At 66.1% G+C, this 23134-nt stretch carries 20 protein-coding genes; 13 read left to right on the plus strand and 7 right to left on the minus strand.

Going from position 1 to position 23134, the window contains the following annotated elements:
• The first annotated feature begins 7 nt into the window (after positions 1 to 7).
• The 11 genes from J2Y55_RS09920 to J2Y55_RS09970 all read left to right on the plus strand — a co-directional run bounded on the left by J2Y55_RS09920 (position 8) and on the right by J2Y55_RS09970 (position 13343).
• Positions 8 to 2437 carry a fimbria/pilus outer membrane usher protein gene (locus tag J2Y55_RS09920; protein WP_310151515.1) on the plus strand — a complete coding sequence of 810 codons (2430 nt, stop codon included), beginning with the start codon at positions 8 to 10 and terminating at the stop codon, positions 2435 to 2437.
• Positions 2428 to 3405: a Csu type fimbrial protein gene (locus J2Y55_RS09925; RefSeq protein WP_310151519.1), complete on the plus strand. Its 978-nt coding sequence runs from the start codon at positions 2428 to 2430 to the stop codon at positions 3403 to 3405. Before J2Y55_RS09920 ends, J2Y55_RS09925 begins: the two co-directional genes overlap by 10 nt.
• Positions 3406 to 3651: 246 nt before the next feature.
• Positions 3652 to 4596, plus strand: coding sequence for a LysR family transcriptional regulator (locus J2Y55_RS09930; RefSeq protein WP_310151521.1), 945 nt, complete (start codon positions 3652 to 3654; stop codon positions 4594 to 4596).
• A gap of 99 nt (positions 4597 to 4695) precedes the next feature.
• Positions 4696 to 5580, plus strand: coding sequence for a shikimate dehydrogenase (locus J2Y55_RS09935; protein WP_310151523.1), 885 nt, complete (start codon positions 4696 to 4698; stop codon positions 5578 to 5580).
• A 61-nt stretch (positions 5581 to 5641) separates the two neighbouring features.
• Positions 5642 to 6778 (plus strand): ABC transporter substrate-binding protein, encoded by a 1137-nt coding sequence (locus tag J2Y55_RS09940; RefSeq protein ID WP_310151526.1) that lies wholly within the window; start codon positions 5642 to 5644, stop codon positions 6776 to 6778.
• A gap of 187 nt (positions 6779 to 6965) precedes the next feature.
• Positions 6966 to 7844, plus strand: coding sequence for a branched-chain amino acid ABC transporter permease (locus tag J2Y55_RS09945; RefSeq protein ID WP_310151529.1), 879 nt, complete (start codon positions 6966 to 6968; stop codon positions 7842 to 7844).
• Positions 7841 to 8866: a branched-chain amino acid ABC transporter permease gene (locus J2Y55_RS09950; protein WP_310151531.1), complete on the plus strand. Its 1026-nt coding sequence runs from the start codon at positions 7841 to 7843 to the stop codon at positions 8864 to 8866. Before J2Y55_RS09945 ends, J2Y55_RS09950 begins: the two co-directional genes overlap by 4 nt.
• Entirely contained in the window at positions 8866 to 9663 is a 798-nt protein-coding gene (locus J2Y55_RS09955) for an ABC transporter ATP-binding protein (protein WP_310151534.1), read from the plus strand. Before J2Y55_RS09950 ends, J2Y55_RS09955 begins: the two co-directional genes overlap by 1 nt.
• Positions 9664 to 9673: 10 nt before the next feature.
• Complete coding sequence (locus J2Y55_RS09960; RefSeq protein ID WP_310151538.1) at positions 9674 to 10411, plus strand: ABC transporter ATP-binding protein; 738 nt, start codon at positions 9674 to 9676, stop codon at positions 10409 to 10411.
• Positions 10408 to 11469: a Gfo/Idh/MocA family protein gene (locus tag J2Y55_RS09965; RefSeq protein ID WP_310151542.1), complete on the plus strand. Its 1062-nt coding sequence runs from the start codon at positions 10408 to 10410 to the stop codon at positions 11467 to 11469. The genes J2Y55_RS09960 and J2Y55_RS09965 overlap by 4 nt, the downstream gene beginning before the upstream one ends.
• Complete coding sequence (locus tag J2Y55_RS09970; protein ID WP_310151546.1) at positions 11466 to 13343, plus strand: bifunctional sugar phosphate isomerase/epimerase/4-hydroxyphenylpyruvate dioxygenase family protein; 1878 nt, start codon at positions 11466 to 11468, stop codon at positions 13341 to 13343. Before J2Y55_RS09965 ends, J2Y55_RS09970 begins: the two co-directional genes overlap by 4 nt.
• A gap of 168 nt (positions 13344 to 13511) precedes the next feature.
• On the opposite strand, the gene J2Y55_RS09975 is transcribed toward J2Y55_RS09970, so the two are convergent.
• Positions 13512 to 14528: an MBL fold metallo-hydrolase gene (locus J2Y55_RS09975; RefSeq protein ID WP_404978881.1), complete on the minus strand. Its 1017-nt coding sequence runs from the start codon at positions 14526 to 14528 to the stop codon at positions 13512 to 13514.
• A gap of 450 nt (positions 14529 to 14978) precedes the next feature.
• Here J2Y55_RS09975 and J2Y55_RS09980 point away from each other — a divergent pair, with 450 nt between their 5' ends.
• Both J2Y55_RS09980 and J2Y55_RS09985 read left to right on the plus strand, forming a co-directional pair.
• Entirely contained in the window at positions 14979 to 15941 is a 963-nt protein-coding gene (locus J2Y55_RS09980; protein ID WP_310151553.1) for a LysR family transcriptional regulator, read from the plus strand.
• A gap of 197 nt (positions 15942 to 16138) precedes the next feature.
• Positions 16139 to 17263: a zinc-dependent alcohol dehydrogenase family protein gene (locus tag J2Y55_RS09985; RefSeq protein WP_310151556.1), complete on the plus strand. Its 1125-nt coding sequence runs from the start codon at positions 16139 to 16141 to the stop codon at positions 17261 to 17263.
• On the opposite strand, the gene J2Y55_RS09990 is transcribed toward J2Y55_RS09985, so the two are convergent.
• The 6 genes from J2Y55_RS09990 to J2Y55_RS10015 all read right to left on the minus strand — a co-directional run bounded on the left by J2Y55_RS09990 (position 17250) and on the right by J2Y55_RS10015 (position 23077).
• Positions 17250 to 17975, minus strand: a complete 726-nt coding sequence (locus tag J2Y55_RS09990; RefSeq protein WP_310151559.1) for a class I SAM-dependent methyltransferase — start codon at positions 17973 to 17975, stop codon at positions 17250 to 17252. The two genes, J2Y55_RS09985 and J2Y55_RS09990, sit on opposite strands and share 14 nt — an antisense overlap.
• 217 nt (positions 17976 to 18192) lie before the next feature.
• Positions 18193 to 19626: an aldehyde dehydrogenase family protein gene (locus J2Y55_RS09995; protein ID WP_310151562.1), complete on the minus strand. Its 1434-nt coding sequence runs from the start codon at positions 19624 to 19626 to the stop codon at positions 18193 to 18195.
• Between the two features lie 159 nt (positions 19627 to 19785).
• Positions 19786 to 20487 carry an ABC transporter ATP-binding protein gene (locus J2Y55_RS10000; protein WP_310151566.1) on the minus strand — a complete coding sequence of 234 codons (702 nt, stop codon included), beginning with the start codon at positions 20485 to 20487 and terminating at the stop codon, positions 19786 to 19788.
• Between the two features lie 3 nt (positions 20488 to 20490).
• Complete coding sequence (locus J2Y55_RS10005) at positions 20491 to 21240, minus strand: ABC transporter ATP-binding protein (protein WP_310151569.1); 750 nt, start codon at positions 21238 to 21240, stop codon at positions 20491 to 20493.
• Positions 21237 to 22184 (minus strand): branched-chain amino acid ABC transporter permease, encoded by a 948-nt coding sequence (locus J2Y55_RS10010; protein WP_310151573.1) that lies wholly within the window; start codon positions 22182 to 22184, stop codon positions 21237 to 21239. The genes J2Y55_RS10005 and J2Y55_RS10010 overlap by 4 nt, the downstream gene beginning before the upstream one ends.
• Entirely contained in the window at positions 22184 to 23077 is an 894-nt protein-coding gene (locus tag J2Y55_RS10015; RefSeq protein ID WP_310151577.1) for a branched-chain amino acid ABC transporter permease, read from the minus strand. Before J2Y55_RS10015 ends, J2Y55_RS10010 begins: the two co-directional genes overlap by 1 nt.
• Between the last annotated feature and the right edge of the window lie 57 nt (positions 23078 to 23134).

Consider the following 23134-nt stretch of genomic DNA (forward strand, 5'->3'; position numbering starts at 1 on the left):
GTTGGCGGTGCTTCTGCTGATGTTCGGTCATGCCTGCTGGGCTGCGGAAGGGCGAGCCGGCGATGGCCGCCCCGAACGCGGCTTGCATCTCGACGTTCTCTTCGACGGGCAGGCGATCGGGCTGATCGGAGCCTTTCACCAGGGCGGGAACGGCGAGATCTCGGCCCGCCGCAAGGAACTCGAGGAACTTGGCATCAGGGTGCCCCAGGTATTCCAGCGGGATGAGGATGTGCCCCTCTCCGCGATCCCCGCTTTGACCTATCGCTATGATGAGGCGGCCCAGAGGATCGATATCCGACTGCCGCAGGCGGGCCGGCTGCCCAAGACCTATGACGCGGCAGCCAGGGACGTCCCTTCGCCGACGGCCGGTTCTGCCGGGACCGGCGCCGTGCTGAACTACACACTGTTCGGCAGCTCCGAGGGCAAGAAATTCGGCAGTTTCTGGCGCTATCCCAGTCTTTCGGCGAACCTCGATGCGCGTGTCTTCAGCCCGTTCGGCGTGCTGTCACAGACGGGCATCGTCAGCGACCAGTCGCTGGGCGGCGGGCGCACAGAGGCGCTGCGGCTGGAAACGAGCTGGAGCTATTCCGATCCCGGCACCATGCTGACTTACCGTGCCGGCGACATGATCTCGGGCGGCCTGGCCTGGACCCGGCCGATCCGCATGGGCGGGCTGCAGGTCCAGCGCAATTTCGGGTTGCGGCCGGACCTGATCACCTTGCCCCTACCCAGCGTCACCGGCAGCGCAGCCGTTCCCTCGACCGTCGATGTCTTCGTCAACGGCACCAAGACGATCTCCCAGGATGTCGGCAGCGGTCCGTTCCGCATCACCAACATCCCGATCCTGTCGGGAAACGGCAATGCGAATGTCGTCGTGCGGGATGCGTCGGGCCAGCAGACCGAGGCGAACCTGCCCTTCATCGTCTCGAGCAAGCTGCTGCGCCCAGGCTTGTTCGACTTCTCCGCCGAGATCGGCGCGCCCCGGCTGCAATACGGGCTGCGATCGAGCATTTATGGCGGCGACATCGCCGGCTCCGGTAGCGCCCGCTACGGGGTCAGCGACAATGTCACGGTGCTGGCGCATGCCGAGGCGACGCAGGGGCTGGGCACGGCGAGCCTCGGCGGCGTGTTCGGTCTCGGCCGATTCGGCCTTATCAGCGCGGCCGGAGCGGGCAGTTGGCAGGGTGGCGCCACGGGTGGCCAGGCGCATCTTTCCTTTGAGACGCAGCTCTGGGGTGTCTCATTCCTGGCCTCATCGCAGCGGAGCCTCGGCGCATATCGCGACCTCGCCTCGGTCACGGTGCCGCCGGTCGCCGCCCTTCCCGGCGCGAACGGCCTGGCGGGCTATGTCGCGATGGCTGGAACCTCGGCAGCGGACGCCGTCACATGGGGGCGCCTCCTGCTGCCGCCGCGCGCGCTCGACCGGCTCTCGGTCGGCTTTCCCGTACCCATGCTGGGCGGCGGCGTCAGCTTCGGCTTCGCGCATGTGAAGCCGGCTGTCGGACGCTCGAACCGCGTCGTCAATGCGAGCTATACCCGTGCGCTGCCGAGCGGCGGGTCGTTCTACGCGACTGTTTTCACCGATCTGGACGATCGCCGCTCGGCCGGCATTTTCGCCGGCTTGTCCTTCCCCTTCGGCGCCGACATCACCGCGTCGACAGGCACGAGCCGCTCCGGCACAAACTGGGCGCTCGCGGCCGATGTCAGCAAGCCGCTCCGGCAGGAGGTCGGCAGCGTCGGCTGGCGCGTGCGCGATGTCGAGGGCCAGGGCGGCCAGCAGCGACGCTCGGCATCGCTCGCCTATCGCGGCAATTATGGCCAGGTCGAAGCCGGCGTGACGCAGGCCAGCGATCGGCTCTCGGGAACGGCCCAGCTCGACGGTTCCATCGTGCTGGCCGGCGGCGATCTGTTCCTGGGCAATCGCATCGACGATGCCTTCGCGGTTGCCAAGGCGGGAGCTCCCGACGTTGATGTCCTTTACGAGAACCGCGTCGTCGCGCGCACCAACGCCAGCGGCAACGCGCTGATTCCGACCTTGCGATCCTACCAGTCCAACAAGGTTTCGATCGATCCTCGCGGGCTCCCCGTGACCTCGCTCGCCGAGACGACGCTGGAGGTCTTGGCTCCGACGGACCGCGCCGGGGTCGTGGTCGATTTCGGTGTCAGATCAGCCTCGAACGCGGCGATCGTCATCCTGCATGGCGCCGACGGCAAGCCGCTCCGGGCAGGCCTGAGCGGCGCGCTTCAGCCCGGGCTGCGCGGGACGGCGGCGGCACTCGAATTCGTCGTTGGCTATGACGGTCGCGCCTTCGTCGAGAATCTGGGGCCCGGCAACGACATCGTGGTCCAGCTCGACAAGGGCGAATGCCGGGCCCGTTTTTCCTTCGAACCGCGTCAGGCCACGCAGGTCACGCTGGGGCCCGTGTCATGTCGGTAAGACGCTTCTTCCGGCGTTACCTGGCCCTGCCGGCAGTCGCCGTGCTGGCCCTGCTGTCGATCGAGGCTCCGGCTGTGGCGCAGTCCTGCTCGTTGAGCATCACGCCGCTGGCCTTCGGCGATATCGACGTGACCGCCAATGCGCAGGTGGATGCCAGCGCGACGGCGACGGTATCGTGTACTGGGCTTGCGTTCTCGACGGTCGGGGTCTGTCTCGACCTCGGGCCGGGTTCGGGTGGCGGCACCAGCGCCGCCAATCGCTTCATGCTGAATGGTGCCGACCAGCTTCGCTATGGGCTCTTCAGCGATGCTTCCGCCGGATCGCCATGGGGCTCCGGTGCCTGGCCGGGGGGAAGCGCCTCGCCGGTGGGCTTCAATATCGTCCTGTCGGCAGGCGGCAGCGGCAGCCGCAACCAGACGATCTTTGGCCGCGTCTATAGCGGCCAGGCGACCGTCGCCCCGCTCTCCTATTCCAGCAGCTTCACCGGAACCGATGCGCGGATCCGCTATGGGCTTCTGTCCTTCCTGCTCGGGTGCAACCTGCTGACGAACTCGCAGACGACGAGCTTCGCGGTCACGGCCAATGTGCCCGCGACCTGCCGCGTCACCACCAACAATCTGAGCTTCGGCTCATTTGGCATCCTCAGCGCCCAGCATGATGCGAGCACGACGCTGGCTCCGACTTGCACCAATGGGACGTCGTACCAGATCGGCCTCGATGGCGGCCTCTCGGGGGCGACCAATCCGACCTTGCGGCGCATGACCAAGGGAGGCGAGATCGTGACCTACGGCCTCTATCGGAATGCGGCCCGAACACAGGCCTTTGGCCAGACGCTGGGTAGCGATACGCTTTCGGCAACAGGAAACGGGGTGGCCCAGACTGCCACGGTCTATGGGCGCGTGCCCGTACAAGCGACCCCGTCGCCCGGGCTCTACAGCGACACGATTGTGGTGTCGGTGACCTATTGAACGCGAAGAAGCCTCATGGCGCCGGAATTTCGAAATCCGCTTTGCCACACGACATCTAACCGCAACGCTCGGAAGCAGACGTTCCCGATGTCGGCAACGGGCCAATTCCGGGGGTTCCGACGCCCCACCGGCAACGTCGGCTAAGGTCGGGGCGAGAAGCTCAGACTCGAACGTCGTCCCGCTTGACTCCACCCCCGCCCTCGCCTCCGCTTGCGCAAAAGCAAAAACTCGAGGGAAACGCCATTCATGCTGACCTTGCGCCAGATCGAGGTGATCCGCGCCATCATGATCACCGGCACGATCTCGGGCGCGGCAAAACTCCTCAATGTCTCGGCGCCCGGCATCAGCCGCTTGATGAAGCACACCGAGCGCACGCTCAGGCTCAAGCTGTTCGAGCGCCGGCATGGGCGCTATGTGCCGACGCCCGAGGCCAACGACATCTTCGAGCAGATCAACGGCGTCTATAAGAAGGTCGACGACCTGCATTACACGCTCGCCCGCATCGAGCGCGGCGGCGGCATCGAGCTCAGGATCGGCTCGGTGCCGAGCATCTGCCATGTCATGGTGCCGCGCGCGATCGAGCGGCTGCGGCGCAAGCATCCCGATCTCAGGCTCGACATCAACATCCTGAAGATCGAGGAGGCGCTCGACTATCTCCTGCTCGGCAAGGGCGAGATCGCGGCAATGAGCTACAAGCTCGACCATCCCGGCATCGATTTCGTTCCGCTGAGCCAAGGCGAATTGCTCTGCATCGTACCAGACGGGCATGCGCTCGCCGGCAGGTCGTCGATCTCCGCCGCCGAGATCGTGCAGCACCCGCTGATCGGTATCGACCCCAACGACCCCTATGGCCGGGTCATGGCCGAGATCTTCAAGCAGCAGGGCCTGGCCTATGACATGGTCATCAAGGCGCGCTTCGGCACGACGGTGTGCTCGCTGGTGCGCGCCGGGCTCGGTATCGCGGTGATCGACCAGTTCACCGTGGCGCATGGCTCGATGCAGGGCATCACCACGATCCCGATCGCCGAGCCGACGCGGTTCCAGACCTATGTCGCTGTGAAGAACGACAAAGCGCCCTCGCTTTATGCCGAAACCTTTGTGGCGCTGCTGCGCGAGGAGATGAACGCGGTGGTGACGCCGCGCGCACAACTGGCCGCTCAATCCTCGCTGCCGAAAATAACATCAGGTTAGGTAATGGCGATGGATTGGTTATCGCGTTATCCCGCCAGATCGGGCTATGTGACGCTCGGCAACGCCTGCTGAGATGACGAGCGAGCCGCGAGGGACGATATGCCGGCTTTTCCCATAGCCAACCGCACGAAGCGCGTGCTGCTCGGGCTGATCGGCTCGCCGATCGCGCATTCCGCCGCGCCCGCCATGCACGAGGCCGCGGCTGGTGCCGCCGGCTTGGCGCTGCATTACCACCTCATCGACATCGCCGGCGCCAAGGAGGCCGATCTCGCGGTGATCCTGGACGGCGTGCGCCGGCTCGGCTTTTCCGGCCTCAACATCACCTTCCCCTACAAGGAAGCGGTCATCCCGCTGCTCGACGCGCTTGCGCCCGAGGCCGCCGCCATGGGTGCGGTTAACACCATCGTGGCGCGGGACGGCCTGCTCACGGGCTACAACACCGACGCCAGCGGCTTCGCCACGGCCTATCGCGCGCTGAAGCGCAGGGATGGCGACGCGCCCGTCGCGATCATCGGAACCGGCGGCGTCGGCAAGGCGATCGGCTTCGCGCTCGCCTCCTGCGGCGTCAAGACACTGCGCCTGTTCGATCTCGACCCGGCCAAATCCAAGGCTCTGGCGGCGCAGCTTGGCCGGCACGCAACCGTCGAAATCGCAACCAGCGTGGAGGCCGCCGTCAGCGGTGCGGCGGGCATCGTCAACGGCACGCCGATCGGCATGCTGCCGAACCGCGACACGCCCGTCCCCGCCGGGCTCATCGACAAATCTCAATGGGTAGCGGACGCGGTCTATCATCCGCTCTGGACACCGCTGCTGAAAGCCGCTCAAAGCGCCGGCGCGACGGTGATGACCGGGCGCGAGCTCAGCATCAACCAGGCCATCGACGCCTTCACGCTGTTTACGGGCCAGGCGCCATCGCATAGCGCGATCGCCCAGGCCTTCGACGAAACCCTGGCGGCGCAGGAGGCCACCCACCGCGCAGCCTGACGACGACCCGAAGAACCGGGCGAGACACAAGACCAAACCGATCTCTGGAGGAGACGACACCATGAAGAGGCATTGGATCATCGCAGCGGCGCTGACAGCGGGCCTTGGCCTGCCGGCGCTGGCACAGGACAAGGTCAAGCTCGTCGACGTCATCGAGCTGTCGGGCCCGGGCGCGACCTCGGGCACCAACTGGAAGAGCGGCGTCGACCTTGCCGTCGGCGAGATCAACGCCAAGGGCGGCATTCTCGGCAAGCAGATCGAGATCGTGCATTACGACACCCAGAGCAATCCCGGGAACACCCGGGCCGCCGTGCAGCGCGCCATCGACGAGGGCACCTATGCGGTGCTCGGCCCGGTCTTCTCCGGCCCGATCGGCGCCTCCATGCAGATCGCCCAGCGCGCCGAAATCGCCCAGATCGTCGGGGGCGAGGCCGCTGGCTTCACCAAGCAGGGCAACCCTTACATCTTCCGGACCTCGCTCAGCCAGACGGCTGCGATGCCCAAGATCGCCAATTACCTGAAGAACACCGTCAAGGCAGGTTCCGTCGCCGTCGTCTGGGTCAATAACGATTTCGGCAAGGGCGGGCGCGACGCGATCATCCCCGAGCTGGAGAAGGCCGGCATCAAGGTTGCCGTCGATGTCGCCACCGAACAGGGCCAGGCCGATTTCGCCGCCGACGCGATCAAGATCAAGAACGCCAATGCCGACGCCGTCTTCGTCTATCTCAACGAAGAGGAGAGCGCCCGCTTCCTGCGCGCCGCCAAGCAGCAGGGCATCACCAAGCCGATGATCGGCGAGACCACGCTGCTCGGCGCCAAGGTGATCGAGCTCGCGGGCGAAGCCGCCAACGGCGTCAAGGGCCATGTCGGGCTCTCGATCGAGGCGCCGATCCCGGCCTTCCAGGAGTTCGGCAAGAAGTTCATCGCCAAATTCAACTACACCCCCGACCATAACGGCCTGAAGGGCTATATGGCCGTCTACATGGTCAAATGGGCGACCGAGAAGCAGAAGAAGTTCGACAAGAAGGGCGTCGCCGACACGCTGCGCGGCGCGACGATCAAGCCCTCCGAGGAGCCCGGGATCCTGATGGAGACCACGATCGAGCAGAATGGCGACCTCGACCGCGAAAGCTTCCTCGCCGAGGTGATCGACGGCAAGCAGGTGATCAACGCCACCTTGCCGAAGCTCAAGCCGTAAGGCGCGAGCGCGCTCCCGTCATTGCGAGCGTGAGCCGAAGCAATCCGGGAGCGGCAGCGCTCCGCCTCCCCCTGGATTGCTTCGTCGCTACGCTCCTCGCAATGACGGTGAGGGCGACGAGCCTGCCTTCATCCAGAGATGGTCGGGTCGGGCCCGACCATGACGCTCCATCGCAGGGCACCAAGCCATGGCCGAATTCATCGCCTATCTCATCGCCGGCATCGCAACGGGCGCGATCTATGCGCTCGCCGCCATCGGCTTCACGCTGGTCTGGCAGACCTCGCAGACGATCAACTTCGCCCAGGGCGAGTTCGTCATGCTGCCGGCCGTGCTCGTCCTGCTCGCGATCAAGCTGTTCGGCGCGCCGATCTGGTTGGGCGCGCTGATCGGCATCGCCGCCTTCCTTCTGGTCTTCGGCGTCGGCTTCAAGATCGCGGTGGTCGATCCGATGATCAAGCATGGCGTGCTGCCGCTCGCGATCGCGACCATGGCGCTGTCGATCATCATGAAGGAAAGCGCCAAGGACGGCTTCTCAGCCGAGGCGCAGAACTTCCCCTCCTTCGTGCCCTCGCAGACCATCTCGGTCTTCGGCGCCTCGATCTCGCTGCAGCATCTGGCGATCATCGCGGTCGCCTTCGCTGTGATCTGGGCGCTGCAATGGTTCGTCGGCGGAACCCGGCTCGGCCGCCAGATGCAGGCGACGGCGCAGAATCCGACGGTCGCGCGGATTCTCGGCATCCCCGTGGAGCGCATGGTACTGCTGACCTTCGTCATCAACGCCGCGCTTGCGGTCGTTGCCTCCGTGCTGATCTCGCCGATCTATCTGGCGAAATTCTCCAATGGCGAGGTCATCGGCCTGTTCGCCTTCATCGCGGCGATCGTGGGCGGCTTCAACCAGGTCCGCGGCGCGCTCGTCGGCGGGCTGATCGTCGGCATCGTCGACTCAATGGCCGCCGCCTATATCTCGACGCAATACCGGCTCGCCGTGCCGCTCGTCCTGCTCGTCGTCGTCATCCTGCTCAAGCCGGAAGGCCTGATGGGCCGCAAAGAGGAGCGCCGCGTATGACCGCGCCCGCAACCCATGAGAGCCTGCAGCATGAGAGCCTGCCGCAGCGCAGCCGCCTCTCCCTGCCCGCTTTCGTCGACGGCTCGCTGCTCACGCTGATAGCGGGCGCCGTCATCCTCTGGTTCGCCCCGGTCGGCATGGGCCGCTACGGCACCTATGTGCTGTCGCTCTGGCTGGTGATGAGTGTCGCGGTGACGGGGCTGAACCTGACGCTGGGCTATGCCGGGCTGAAGTCGCTCGCGCAGGCCGCCTTCATGGGGCTCGGCGCCTATGCCACCGCGATCCTGACCACGAAATACGGCGTCTCCTGGTATGCCGCCTTCGCGCTGTCGGGGCTCCTGACCTTCGCCGTCGGCCTCGTGCTCGGCTTTCCGGCGCTACGGGTCAAGGCGCATTACCTCGCCTTCGTCACGCTCGCCTTCTCGACGCTGATCTGGCTGATCATGCGCAACGAGCAATGGCTCACCGGCGGTGTCTTCGGCATCTCCAACATCAACCGGCCGGAGTTCTTCGGCATCAAGCTGTTCGGCGCGCTCGAATTCCACCGCTTCGTCGTCGTCGTCACCTTCATCCTCGCCGTCGTGCTGTGGTGGATGATCCGCAGCCCCTGGGGCCGCGCCTTCACCGCCTTGCGCGAGAACCCGATCCGGGCGGCAAGCCTTGGCGTCGACACGCGGATGTACACGCTGCTCGCCTTCGCCATCGGCTCGGCCTATGCGGGTTTTGCCGGCGCGCTCTACGCGCCGCTGGTCGAGTTCATAGACCCCTCGCCCTTCTCGCTGTCGCAGAGCTTCTTCCTGCTGCTGATGGTGGTCGCGGGCGGCGCCGGCTACCTGCTCGGGCCCTTCATCGGCGCGCTGCTCGGCGTCGTGCTGCCGGAATGGCTGCGCTTTGCCGGTTCGCTCTATCTCATCATCTTCGCCACCATCGTCATGCTGCTGCTGATCGCCTGCCCGCAAGGGGTGAGCGGACTGCTGGAGCGCGGCTGGGCGAAGCTTAGCGGCAAGGCGGGAGCGCGCTGATGGCCCAGGTTCTCGAAGCCAACAAAGTCGTTGAAGCCAACAAGGTCCGGGAATCCAACAAGGTTCTGGAAGTCACCAACCTGCACAAGGCCTTCGGCGGCATCAAGGCCGTCAACGGGGTCTCCTTCTCGGTCAATGAAGGCGAGATCCTCGGCATCATCGGCCCCAATGGCTGCGGCAAGTCGACCCTGTTCAACTGCATCCTGGGCCAGCTCGAGCCGAGCGAAGGCTCGGTCAAGCTCGACGGCCGGGACGTCACCAATCTGCGCCCTTCCGAGCTCAACCGGCGCGGCGTCAGCCGCACCTTCCAGCTGCTGCAGGTCTTCCCCGAGCTTTCGGTGCGCGAGAACCTGATCCTGGCGGGCCAGGAGCATGAGGGCTCGATGCTGTCGCGCTTCTTCGGAGCACGAGACGCCGGGCTGTCCAAGAAGGCCGATCAGATGATCAGCTTCTTCAAGCTCGGCCATCTGATCGACGAAAAGGCGGGCGGGCTCTCCTACGGCCAGCAAAAGCTGCTCGACGCGGCCATGGCCTTCATGGCCGGCCCGCGCCTGGTGCTGCTCGACGAGCCGGCCGGCGGGGTCAATCTGACCATGCTTGGCGACCTGAAGGAGCGGCTGCGCGCCATCAACGCCGAACAGGGCGCGACCTTCGTGGTGATCGAGCACAACATGGATTTCGTGATGTCGCTGTGCTCGCGGGTGATCGTACTGGCCGAAGGCAAGGTGCTGGCCGAGGGCACGCCGGCGCAGGTCAGGGCCAATCCGGCTGTGATCGAAGCCTATCTCGGGCATTGAGGAGAGCGTCATGAGCACACCCATCCTCGAACTCGACGGCGTGGTCGGCGGCTATGGCGCCATGACCATCCTGAACGGCACGACCTTCAAGATCCCGCGCGCTGCGATCACCACCGTGATCGGCCCCAACGGTGCCGGCAAATCGACCGTGTTCAAGGCGATCTTCGGCCTGCTCAAGGTGCGCGAGGGCCAGATCCGACTGGAGGGGGCCGACATCACCAACTGGAACCAGCGCAAGCTGCTGGAAGCCGGCATCTGCTATGTGCCGCAGGGCCGCAACATCTTCCCCGAGCTCTCGGTGCGCCACAATATCGAGCTGGGCGCCGTCGCCGCCGGCTCCGATATCACCGACATGCCCAAGCGCCTGGAGGCCGCGCTCGACCGCTTTCCGGCCTTGCGGCGCAAGGCCGACAACCAGGCCTCGACCCTCTCGGGCGGCGAGCAGAAGCAGCTCGAGATCGTGCGCGGCCTCCTGCTCGATCCCAAGCTCGTGCTGATCGACGAACCCTCGATCGGCCTCTCACCGATGTTGGTGCAGGAGACTTTTGCGATTCTCATGGAGCTTCGGTCGAAAGGCGTGACGATCCTGATGGTCGAACAGAACGCCCGCTCGGCGCTGGAGATCTCCGATGAAGGGCTGGTGCTCGAACTTGGCCAGACCCGAATGCAGGGCCCGGCGGCCGAGATCCTCGCCGATCCACGCGTCGGCCAGCTCTTCCTGGGCGGCGCGATGACGGAGGCGGCGTGAACGCCAAGCTGAACATTGCCCTCATCGGCGCGGGCCTTATCGGCCGAGCCCATCTGCAGCGCCTCGACGCATCCCCGGACTGCGCCTGCGCCGCGATCTGCGACCCGACAGACGCAGCCAAGGCGCTCGCAGCCGAGCGCGGCACGCCCTGGTTTGCCTCGCCCGAGGCGATGCTGGCGGCGATGACGCCCGATGGCGCGATCATCGCCACGCCCAATATCTTGCATGTGCCGGGCGCGCTCGCCTGCCTGGAAGCCGGCGTTCCGGTGCTGGTCGAAAAGCCGCTGGCCGAGAGCGTGGCCTCGGCGCAGAAGATGGTCGAGGCGCAGGCCCGCACCGGCATACCGGTCCTTGCCGGCCATCACCGCCGCCATAACCCGATCGTCAAGGCGGCGCGCAAAATCGTGCAGGACGGCGGCATCGGCCGGCTGGTCGCGATCAACTCGCTGTTCCTGATCCGCAAGCCCGACGATTATTTCGACGTCGCCTGGCGGCGCGAAGCCGGGGGCGGCCCGGTGCTGATCAACCTGATCCACGACATCGACAATCTGCGCTTCATCTGCGGCGAGATCGACGCGGTGCAGGCCATGAATTCGAACGCCGCTCGCGGCTTTGCCGTGGAGGACACTGCCGCCCTCACCTTCCGCTTCACTAACGGCGCGCTCGGCACGGCGACCGTCTCCGACGCGACGCCCGCGCCCTGGAGCTGGGAACTGTCCTCGGGCGAAAACAAGGCCTATCCCCAGCGCGACGGGCATTGCTACCTGATCGCCGGCAGCGAGGGCTCGCTGTCTCTGCCGAAGCTCGAGCTCTGGCGCTATGAGGGCAAGCAGGGCTGGTGGGAGCCTTTGCTTCGGGAAAGCCGCGCGGTCGCGCCTGTCGAGCCCCTGGCCGAGCAGCTCCGCCATTTCTGCGCCGTGATCCGAGGCACCGAGCAGCCGATCACCGACGCCGCTGACGCCACCCGCACACTTGCGGTCGTCGAGGCCATCAGTGAGGCTGCGCGACGTGGACATCTCGTCACCATCGACCACCAGGCAAGGGCGCAAGCGGCATGAACCCGACCTCGATCGCGACCGTCTCGCTCAGCGGCGATCTCACGGAGAAACTACAGGCCATCGCCGCGGCCGGGTTCGACGCGGTCGAGGTCTTCGAGAATGATTTCCTGACCTTCGACGGCAGCCCGCGCGATGTCGGCAAGATGATCGCCGATCTCGGCCTGACGATCTCGGCCTTCCAGCCCTTCCGCGACTTCGAAGGCATGCCCGAACCGCTGCGGGCGCGCACCTTCGCCCGGGCCGAGCGCAAATTCGCGATCATGAACGAGCTCGGCGCCGAGCTGATGCTGATCTGCTCGAATGTCTCGCCGCAATCGCTGGGGGGCATCGATCGTGCGGCGACCGATCTGCGCGAACTCGGCGAGCTGGCCGCGAAATTCGGCGTGCGCGTCGGCTTCGAGGCGCTCGCCTGGGGCCGCCACGTCAACGACTATCGCGACGCCTGGGAGATCGTGCGCCGCGCCGGCCATGAGCGCATCGGGCTGATCCTCGATTCCTTCCACACGCTGGCGCGCAAATCGCCGGTAGAGCCGATCGCCTCGATCCCCGGCGATCGCATCTTCCTCGTCCAGCTCGCCGATGCGCCCAAGCTCGACATGGATGTGCTGAGCTGGAGCCGGCATTTCCGCTGCTTTCCCGGCCAGGGCGACCTGGCCGTCGCCGATTTCGTCAAAGCGGTCGAGGCGACGGGCTATTCCGGGCCGCTCTCGCACGAAATCTTCAACGACCAGTTCCGGGCGGGATCGGCCCGCCGGCTCGCGACCGATGGCATGCGCTCGCTGATCGCGCTCGCCGACCAGACGGCGCCACATCTGCCGCCGCGCGCGCATGTCGAGGGCGTCGAGTTCCTCGAATTCGCGCTGGACGAGGATACGGCCGCCGATCTCGCGGCTTTGTTCGAGGCGTTGGGCTTCCGGCAGACCGGCACGCATCGCAGCAAGATGGTGACGCGCTGGAGCCAGGGCGGCATCAACCTCGTGCTCAACACCGAGAAGGACGGCTTCGCCCAATCGCATGCGATCATGCATGGGCCCGGCGTCTGCGCGATCTGCCTGCGCGTCGACGATGTCGAGCAGACCATGGCCCGGGCGCGGGATTTGAAGATCACGGCCTTCGAGCAGCCGGTCGGCCCCGGCGAGATGCATATCCCCGCCATCCGCGGCGTCGGCGGCTCATTGATCTATTTTACTCAAGCGACCGGCGAACTCGCCCATATCTGGGAGAAGGATTTCGTCGCCAGGCCCGATGCCGCCGTGCCTGCGCCCGCGCTCCTGCAAAGCGTCGATCACATCTCCCAGTCGATGGACTATGAGGAGATGCTGTCCTGGCTCTTGTTCTACACCTCGCTCTTCCATCTTGAGCGCATCCCGCAAACCGCGATCGCCGATCCTGCCGGCCTCGTCGAGAGCCGTCCGATCGTCAGCGCCGACGGCTCATTGCGCTTCGTGCTCAACGGCTCGCAGGCGACGCGGACCCTGTCCTCGCGCTTCGTCTCCGAGCATTTCGGCTCGGGCGTGCAGCATATCGCCTTCAGCGCGCCCGATATCTTCGCGGCGGTGACGGCGATGCGGGCCGCGGGCCTCTCCTTCCTCGACATCCCCGAGAATTATTACGAGGATCTGGAGGCGCGGCACGGGCTCGATCCGGACTTCATCGACGCCTTGCGCGATCACCACATCCTCTATGACCGCGACGGCGAGGCCGAGTTCCTGCAGGTCTACACCCATGTCTTCGCGCAGCGCTTCTTCTTCGAGATCGTCGAGCGGCGCGGCGGCTATGCCGGCTTCGGCGCCGTGAACGCAGCCGTCCGCCTCGCCTCGCAGGCAAGAGAGGCGCGCCCCGTGACGGTGCCGCGGCCGTTGAGAGAGAGCTGAGCGTCATCCCGCACGCGCTGCGGCGCGCAGTGCCGCTGCGCAGATGCGGGATCGCATGACGCAGAAAGCGCCTTCTTCTGAAGGAGGCAGAAAGCGCCTTCTTCTGAAGACGGTCCCGTGTCTGCGCCGCGGCATTTCATGCCGCAGCGCGCTCGGGATGACAGCCCCCTACCCCCGCAGCATCTGCATCGGCGTCGGATAGTAGCGGAAGCCGTCTCCGGCCTTGGCGAGGTTGCCGAAGCCCGGCCAGGCGAAGTGATAGGACATCACCGGCGTCTTCTCGTCGGCCAGGATGGTGAGCAGCTTCACGCGCGATTCCACCGCCTGTTTCGGGTCGAAATCATAGGCGAATTCAAGCCGGGGCTTCTCGGTCAGCAGGATCGCGTGATGCGTCAGATCGCCGAGGAAGGCGAAGGATTTACCTGCGGAAGCCACCCTGAAGATGTGGTGCCCCGGCGAGTGGCCGGGAGCCGCGATCGCCTGCACGCCCGGCAGGAATTCCTGACCATCCTTGAAGAAGACGATGCGATCCTTCACCGGCCTGAGATTGGCGCGGGCATGCTCGCCGAAGGCCTTGAACGGCGTGCCGAGCCGGGCATCGTCAAGCCAGAAATCATAATCGATCTGGCTGATATAGATCTGCGCGTTGGGGAAATGCGGCTTGCCGTCCTGGGAGGAGATACCGCCGATATGGTCGATATGGGCGTGGCTGATGACGATGGCGTCGATGTCCTCCGGCTTGATGCCCGCTTCCGCCATGCTCTTCAGCAGGCGGCCCGTGGTCGGGCCGAAGGCCTTGGAGAAGCCCATGCCGGTGTCGAACATGACGAGCCTGTCGCCGAAATTCACGATCGGGACGTTCTGTTCGAGGACGACATTGTCCTTGGCCAGGAAGTTGTTCTCCAGCATGCCGTAGACGGTTTCCTTGGGCACGCCGAGGAAGCTAGCGCCGGGGTCGCCGAGCGGCAGCGGCCCGTCGGAGACCACCGTGACCTCGGCCGTGCCCAGCATGAAGCGGTAGAAATAGCCGGACTGGGTGTTGGACAACGGCGCCTTGGCCAGGGCGGCGCCGCCGAATGGCAGCGTGGCGCCCGCAGCAAGCGCAGCGGCGCCACCCAGAAATCCGCGGCGGCTGGCTTGGGCGAAGCTGGCTTGGGCAAGGCTGGGATGGGGATGTAGGATCATATCCTCGGACATTGCGCTTCCTCCTGAGTGAAACAGTTCCAGCATTCCCGCTGGCATTCTTGTCGACCGAGACCGGGCAAGAGGCCCACTGGGCAAGAGACCTGCCAGGCAAGAGGCCTGGAGCGGCCTTGTCTCAAACCCATACCTCTCGAAAGCCCTGCCTCGCGCCGGAGGATGCACGTGCCCCAAGGGCGCGACCAATATCCCTTCGCTCTATCCGGCATAAGCGAAAGCTGGAGCAGGAGGCGTTCCGCTGGCGCGCAAACTGATTCAAGTGACCGCGCCAAACGCCTGTGATCGTTCCAATTTCAGGAATCGACCGGGCGATTCATACCGCTGCGCGAAGCCTGGCATGCCATTGCGCCAGGCCCGCTCTGGCCATCGCCTGCGGGCGACGCTACCAACGTCAGATAGGCTTCAGCGGCCGGCCAGGAACCGAGAAACCCAGCAATGGATTTGCGCCAGCTTCGCTATTTCACCGCGATCGTCGAACAGGGCTCGTTCTCGAAGGCCGCCACCAAGTTGCGCGTGGCGCAGCCGGCGCTGAGCCAGCATCTGCGCCATATGGAAGACGAGCTCGGCGTTGCACTGTTGCATCGCGGCACGCGCGGCGTACTGCCGACGGAGGCCGGCGAGCGGCTCCTGCTGCGCGCCCGGGCGATCCTGGCGGAGTTTGCGCAATTGCGCGACAGCGTCCGCGGCGAGACCGCAGCCCCCGGCGGCGAGGTCCGCATCGGCCTGCCCGGCACGGTCAGCGAGCAGTTCAGCGTGCCCCTGATCCAGGCGGCGCGCGAGCGCTACCCGGCCGTGCGCATCCGAATCGCCGAGGCGATGAGCGGTTTCGTGCTCGACTGGCTGCGCCGGGGTGAGGTCGATCTCGCCGTGATCTACGCGATCTCGGACCCCAAGGGGCTCGGCATCCACCATATCCTGACCGAGGAGCTCTGCCTGTTCGGCCCGCCCGCCCTCGACGCAGTGAAGACGCCGCCCGGCGGCACGGTGACGCTCACCGAGGCCGCGGCTGTCGACCTCATCCTGCCCGGGACCGGCCATGGCCTGCGCGACCAGATCGACGAGGCGGCGCTAAGCGTCGGCGCCGCGATCCAGCCCGCGATCGAGATCGAATCCTATACGCAGATCAAGCGGCTGGCCGAGCGCGGCCTGGGCTACGGCATTCTGCCGCGCATGGCGGTCCGCGCGCAGGAGAAGGCTGGTCTCTTCCAGACCTGGCGCATCGAGCAGCCCTCGCTCTACCGCAAGGTCTATCTCGCCTATTCGACGGAGCGGCCGATGCCGGCGGCGGCGCGCGCCATCGGCCAGCTATCCTGGGAGATCCTGCGCGGGCTCGTCAGCGACGAAAGCTGGACGGCGACGCTGGGCGAGGATGGCGATCCGCCTGCCTTATATGGCTGATCGCGTTTTCGTCTTTGACAGGAAGGCGCAGCGGCTTGAGTCTCGCTGTCGCGAGCCGACGCCGTCATTGCGAGCGCAGCGAAGCAATCCAGAGCGGCGCGCGCTACGGCCCCCTGGATTGCTTCGTCGCTCCGCTCCTCGCAATGACGTGGTCGGGCCATAGGCCAGAAACAACAAAGCCATCGAGGAAACACGCCTTGAAAATCCGTGCCGCCGTCCTGAATGCCAGCCCCGTCGCGGCGCCCTATGCGCTGAGCAAGCCGATGTCGATCGAGGAGGTCGAGCTCGCGCCGCCCGGCCCTGGCGAGGTTCTGGTCAGGGTGCGTGCAGCGGGGCTGTGCCATTCCGATCTCTCGGTGATCGACGGCAACCGCCCTCGCCCCGTGCCCATGGTGCTCGGCCATGAAGCGGCGGGCGAAGTGGTCGAGACCGGCCCGGGCGTGCAGGACCTCAAGCAGGGCGACCGCGTCATCATGGTCTTCGTGCCCTCCTGCGGGCATTGCTCGCCTTGCAGCGAGGGGCGCCCTGCCCTGTGCGAGCCCGGCAACGCCGCCAACGGCATCGGCGAACTGATCGGCGGCGGACGAAGGCTCTCCGCGAGGGGTCAGCCGGTGCATCACCATGTCGGCGTCTCCGCCTTTGCCGAATACGCGGTGATCTCGCGCCATTCGCTGGTGAAGATCGAGGCCGACATCCCCCATGAGATCGCGGCCCTGTTCGGCTGTGCCGTGCTGACCGGCGTCGGCGCAGCGGTGAACACGGCCAAGGTCCGCGCCGGCGAAACGGTCGCCGTCGTCGGCCTTGGCGGGGTGGGCCTGAGCGCGCTGATGGGAGCGGCAGCCTGCGGCGCCTCGCGCGTCATCGCGGTCGATCTCGCGGAGGATAAGCTCGCGATCGCGCGCGAACTGGGCGCGACGGATACGTTCAATGCCGGCGAGCCCGGCGTGATCGAGGCGATCCGGGCAGCGACCAAGGGCGGCGTCGATCATGGGCTGGAGATGGCCGGCTCGGTGAAAGCGCTCGACCTCGCCTATCAGATCACTAGGCGCGGCGGCACGACCACGACGGCTGGCCTCGCCAACCCGGCGCATACGCTCTCGCTTTCGCCGGTCAGGCTGGTCGGCGAGGAACGCACGCTGAAGGGGTCTTATGTGGGCTCCTGCATCCCCGTGCGCGACATCCCGCGCTTCATCGAGCTTTACCTGCGCGGCAAGCTGCCGGTCGACAAGCTGCTGACCAGCACGAGCGGGCTCGACGGCATCAATGAAGGCTTCGACGCGCTGAACGAGGGCCGCACGATCCGGCACGTCATCCGTATGTGAGCGGGTTGACGACCGGTGGCGGTCCGACCGGCACCTTGAGATGGTGCAGCCGCAGGGGCTGGCGCAGCAGATAGCCGCGCACGTCCCGCTCCGAGAGCGTCTCGAACCGGGCCAGCATCTTCTCCAGTGCTTCCCTGGCCCGATTCCGGCGCGTCGCATCGATCCCGACGGCGCGCTCGATGAAGGCCGCGGCATCGGCAAACGCCTCGACGCGGTCGTACTCCATGCATCGGCACTCGCTCAGGATGCCGCGCCGCCCGGCGCGGATGATCGCATCCTGCGCGGCCTGGCGCACCGTCGTCTCGTCCTCGATCAGCCGCAGCGCATCGAAGAACGTGCCCTCGGACAAGGGCTCGATGACGACGACGCTGCCGCCCTTGCCGACAACGCGGGCCGCCTCTTCCAGAGCAAGCAGCATGTTGGGCACCGGCAGATGGTGCAGACTGTTGAGGAAGATCGCGACATGGATGGTCGCGTCGTTGAAGGGCAACTGCTCAGCGCCGGCCTTCTGCACATAAGCCGTCGGCACCGCGAGCCGCGCCGCCTCAACCGCAGTCTCGTCGATGTCGATTCCGGCGACGCGCGCGCCGCGTTCGATGAGGCCCTGCATGAGATGGCCGCCACCGCAGCCGATGTCGAGCACGCGCCGCCCCTGCAACGGTGCGAAGAGGCTTTCGAGGATCTCGAGGGTGTCGCCTACGGGTCTATTCATGATTCTGGCGATGGTTGCTCTGACGGCGAGCCGACGCAAGGTCGCGTTTTCCGATCCTGCACCGCCTCTCTACGCCGTTTAGTAGTCCTCGCCGTCGGCCCGCAAGCAAAACGCTCTGGAGCCTTTCCGCGTTTCTCCGAAGCGCGGAAACGCTCCACCTCCTTATTTTATCGCATTTTCTTCACGCGAACCGGTGTCCACTTCGCTCGAAAATGCTCTAGCCATGCTTGTGCACGATCGTCTTGGTGACCGCGAACTCCTCCAGCGCGATAAAACCCTTCTCGCGGCCATGGCCGCTCTTGCCGGCGCCGCCGAAGGGCAATTCGATGCCACCGCCGGCGCCATAGCCGTTGATGAAGACCTGGCCGGCCCGGACGCGCCGCGAGACGCGCTGCTGGCGGCCGCCATCCCTAGTCCAGACGGCGGCAACGAGGCCATAATCGGTCGAATTGGCCAGCTTGATGGCATCCTCCTCATCCTCGAAGGAGAAGGCGGACAGCACCGGCCCGAAGACCTCCTCCTGCTCGAGCCGGTTGCCGCGCGGCACCTGGCCGAACAGTGTCGGCGTGACGTAGAAGCCGCCATTGGGCACGCCCTGGGCGATCTGTCCCTCCGCCAGCACCGGGATGCCCTGCTCGCGCGCCTGGTCGATGAAGCTCTGCACGCGACCGCGCTGCTTGGCGTTGATCACCGGGCCGCAATCGAGATCCATCTCCGGCGTGCCGGCGCGCAGCTTCGAAAACTGCTTGGCGACCGCGCCGACGAATTCGTCATAGACGGTCTTCTGCACCAGCACGCGGCTGCCGGCCGAGCAGGTCTGCCCGGTGTTCTGGACGATCGCCTTGCAGACGATCGGCACCGCGGCATCGAAATCGGCGTCGTCAAAGACGATCTGGGGCGATTTGCCGCCGAGTTCGAGCGTGCAGGGGATCAGGTGGTCGGCGCAGGCATGCTGCACCATCTTGCCGACCTCGGGCGAGCCGGTGAAGGACATGAAGGCGATGCCCGGATGCGAGCAGAGCGCCGCGCCGGCCTCATGGCCGCGCCCCGCGACGACGTTGATCGCGCCGTCGGGAAAGCCGACCTCGCTTGCGAGTTCGGCCAGGCGGAAGGCCGTGGCGCAGGCATCCTCGGCCGGCTTCAGCACGACCGCGTTGCCCATGGCGAGCGAGGCGGTGAGCGAGCGGCCGAACATCTGCGCCGGATAGTTCCAGGGCAGGATATGGCCGGTGACGCCATGCGGCTCATGCACCACGCTGACGCTGTAGCCGTTCAGGAACGGAATGACGTGGCCATGCACCTTGTCGGCAGCGCCGCCATAGAATTCGAAATAGCGGGCGGTCGCGTCGATATCCGCCCTGGCCTGCGCCATCGGCTTGCCGGTGTCGCGCGCCTCCAGCCTGGCAAGCTCGTCGAAATGGTCCTGCAGCTTGAGCCCGAGCTTCGAAATCAATCGGCCGCGCTCGGCTGCCGTCAATTTGCCCCAGGCGCCGTCGAAGGCGGCGTGGGCGGCCTTGACCGCGGCGTCGATGTCAGCGGCGTTGCCGCAGGCGATGCGGGCGAATTCCTCGCCCGTCGCGGGCGCCAGCTTGGCGATGGTTTCGCCCGTCTGGCCAGCGACATAGCGACCGTTGATGAAGTGCTGATTCATGGGCGTTTCTCCGCTTTTAACTCCAGCCCTCATCCTGAGGAGGCCGCGAAAGCGGCCGTCTCGAAGGATGCTCCAGATGGTTCCGGCGCCTCCTGGAGCATCCTTCGAGACGCTGCTTCGCAGCTCCTCAGGATGAGGGCTTATGGGTGAAATTCTGGCTCAATGCATCCCCGCCGCCGCCAGCGAACTCGCCGCGAGCCCACCCTCGACTTCGGTGACCTCGCCACGCTCGATCGCATAGGCGCGCTCGGCGAAATTGCGCAGCAGGCTGGGGTTGGATTCGGTGATCAGCAAGGCGATCTCGGGATGGCTGTCGCGCAGGGTGCGCAGGGCAGCGGCATAGCGGTTGGCCAGCACCGGGGCCAGCCCCTGAAACGGCTCGTCGAGCAGGATCACCCGATTACCGATCATCAGCGCGCGCGCCAGCGCCGCCATCTTGCCCTGCCCGCCGGAGAGGCCCGCCGCAGGACGATGGCGCAGATCCGCCAGTTCCGGCAGCACGGCGTAGATGCCCGCGAGCCGCCGCGCGATCTCGGGCGCGCCGAGCTTCATCACCTCAGCCGGCAGGCGGATATTCTCCTCGATGGTGAAGGTCGAGAACAGGCGGCGATCTTCGGGCGCATAACCTATGCCCAGCCGCGGCCGCTCATGCGGCTTCACCTCCAGCAGCGGCCTGCCGTCAAAGGCGATCGCGCCGCCTGAGACCTTCATGAAGCCCATGATCGCGCGCAGCAGGCTGGTCTTGCCGGCGCCGTTGCGTCCGATCAGGGCGACCGTCGCACCTGCGGTCAGCGAGAGATCGACTTTGCGCAGAACCTGCACGCCCTCGATCTCGGCGGATAATCCCTTGATCTCGAGCATGGCCTAGACCCCCACTCCGATCACGGTCTCGCGGACTTCCGGATGGTTCAGGATCTCCTCGGGCGAGCCTTCCAGTGCGATCCTGCCACCAGACCAGACGGCGACGCGATTGGCGTAGCGCGCGACCACATCCATGTCGTGCTCGACGAAGATCGCGGTGGTCGAGCGGGCGTCGAGCGCGCGGGTCAACGTGTCCATGACCTGGAACTTCTCATGGCTGGAGACGCCGCTGGTCGGCTCGTCCATGAAGATCAGCCTGGGTTCGAGCGCGAGCGCGACCGCGATGTCGATCAGCTTGCGCATGCCTTCCGGCAGCTCGCGCACGATGCGGTGGCCGGTGTCCTTCAGCCCGACGATCTCGAGCAGTGCCCACATCTCATCGATTTTTGGATGCCTGGTGAGCTTGAGGAAAGGCGACCAGCTGCCCTCGCGGGCGCTCAGCGCCAGCAACAGGTTCTCGATCACCGTGTTCTCGAGGAAGAGCTGCGGGATCTGGAAGGAGCGGCCGATGCCGAGCCGGGTGATCGCGCGCGGCGAGAGCGCGGTGACATCCTGGCCTGCGAAGATGACCCTGCCCGACTGCGGCTTGATGTAGCCGGTGCAGAGGTTGATGAAGGTGGTCTTGCCGGCGCCGTTGGGGCCGATGATGGCGATGCGCTCATTGGCGCGAACCTGAATGCTCGCGCCATTGGCGGCCTGCACGCCGCCGAAGCGCAGTTCGAGGTCGCGGGCTTCGAGGATGAACTCGCTCATCGCGCCGCCTCCCCGGAGGCGCGCTTGCGGCCGGCGATCAGCCCGTAGAGCCCGCTCGGCGCGAAGAAGATGATCACGAGCAGCATGATGCCGAGCACGGCGTGCCAGGTCTCGGGCGCATAGACAGCCGCATAGCCGCGGATGATCTGGAACATCAGCGCGCCCAGGAACGGGCCGGCGACGCCCCCGACCCCGCCGAGAATGGCGATAAAGACGAACTCGCCCGAGCGTACCCAATAGGCCAGCTCCGGCGTGACGTGGCCTGAGACCAGCGCAATGATCGCCCCGCCCAGCCCCGCCAGCAGCCCCGAGAGCAGGTGGGCGCCATAGAGCACCTTGCGGCTGGAGACGCCGAGATATTCGAGCCTGGTCTCGTTCGATTTGATCGCCTCCAGCGCCTTGCCGCCGGGCGAGGCGAGATAGCGCGCCACGAAGAGCGCGGCGACCGCAGCCAGCGCCAGGGTGATGTAGAACATCCAGAATTCGAAAGCCTCGCGCTCCAGCGTCATGCCCAGAAGCGTCGGGCGCGGCACGCGCTTGCCGTCGGCCCCGCCGGTGATCGAGAACAGCTTCTCCAGGAGCGAGAAGAACACCATCGAGATGGCGAGGTTCAGCATGCCGAAGAAGATCGCCCGGTAGCGCACGATGAACAGGCCGACCAGCGCCGCAACGAGCCCGGAGGCTGCGGTCGCGATCGGCACCAGCAGCAGGACTTCATGGCCGAGATGGGCTGCAGCCATGAAGGCGACGACATAGGCACTGAAAGCGAAATAGAGCCCATGGCCGAAGGAGACCTGGCCGGCGCGCAGCAGCACCAGGATGCCGAGCGCCGCCAGCCCCTCGCAGAGCGCGACCGTCAGGATCACCGTCGACCAGGGTGAGAGCAGCGGGAAGGCGACGAGCGCGATCAGGAGCCCCGCGCCGATGAGATATTGGCGCGACATCAGACCTTCCTCGTCTGCACGGTGGTGAAGAGGCCTTCCGGCTTGATCAGCAGCACGACGACCATGATGAGATAGGGGATCAGCACGTCGAATTCCGGCGCGAAATAGACCGCAGCCGAGCGCCCGAGCCCGATCATCAGCGCCGCCACCGCCGCGCCCTCGATGCGGCCGAGCCCGGCCGTGGCCGCGACCGCGAAGGACAGCACGATCATGCCTGAACCGATGCCGGGTGTGAGCGAGGTGGTGGCCGAAGACAGCGCCCCGCCGAGCGCCGCCAGGCTCGCGCCGATGATGAAGGTGAAGAGGTAGATCCGGGTGGCGTCGATGCCCATCGCCATCGCCGCCTCGCGGTCCTGCGTCACCGCGATGATGGCACGCCCGAAGCTCGTCCGACGCAGGAACCAGCGCAGGCCCAGCAGCACGACGAGCGCCACCAGCGGGATCAGGATGAGCTGATAGCTGGTGTAGAAGATGCCGAAGACCTCAACGGTGCCGAGCCAGTTCATCGGCGCATTGGCGAAGAGCGGCTGCGTGCCGAAGACGACTTTCTGCGCATCCTCGAGGATCATGAAGACGGCGAAGGTGACGAGGAGCTGCAGCACCTCCTCCTTGCCGTAGATGCGCCGCAGCAGCAGCGCCTCGACCGTGCCGCCGACGACCACGCCGACGAGAATGGCCGAGACCAGGAACAGGGGGAAGGCCAGCCAGACCGGCAGCCCCATCCCCGCCGCCGCCAGCACGGCCGAGGCCGCGACATAGGCACCGATCGCGTAGAACGAGCCATGGGCAACGTTGAGCACGCCGAGCACGCCAAAAATCAGCGACAGCCCGACCGCGACCAGGAAGATCAGCGAGCCATAGGCCAGGCCGTCGAGCGCGGCGAGAAGGATCATTTCTGGAGGCATTTAGGGATCGTTCTTGGGTTTTCGATTCAAGCTCTCGCCGTCTTT

The sequence above is a fragment of the Allobosea sp. BE125 genome (genome assembly GCF_031456075.1).
Taxonomy (GTDB): Bacteria; Pseudomonadota; Alphaproteobacteria; order Rhizobiales; family Beijerinckiaceae; genus Allobosea.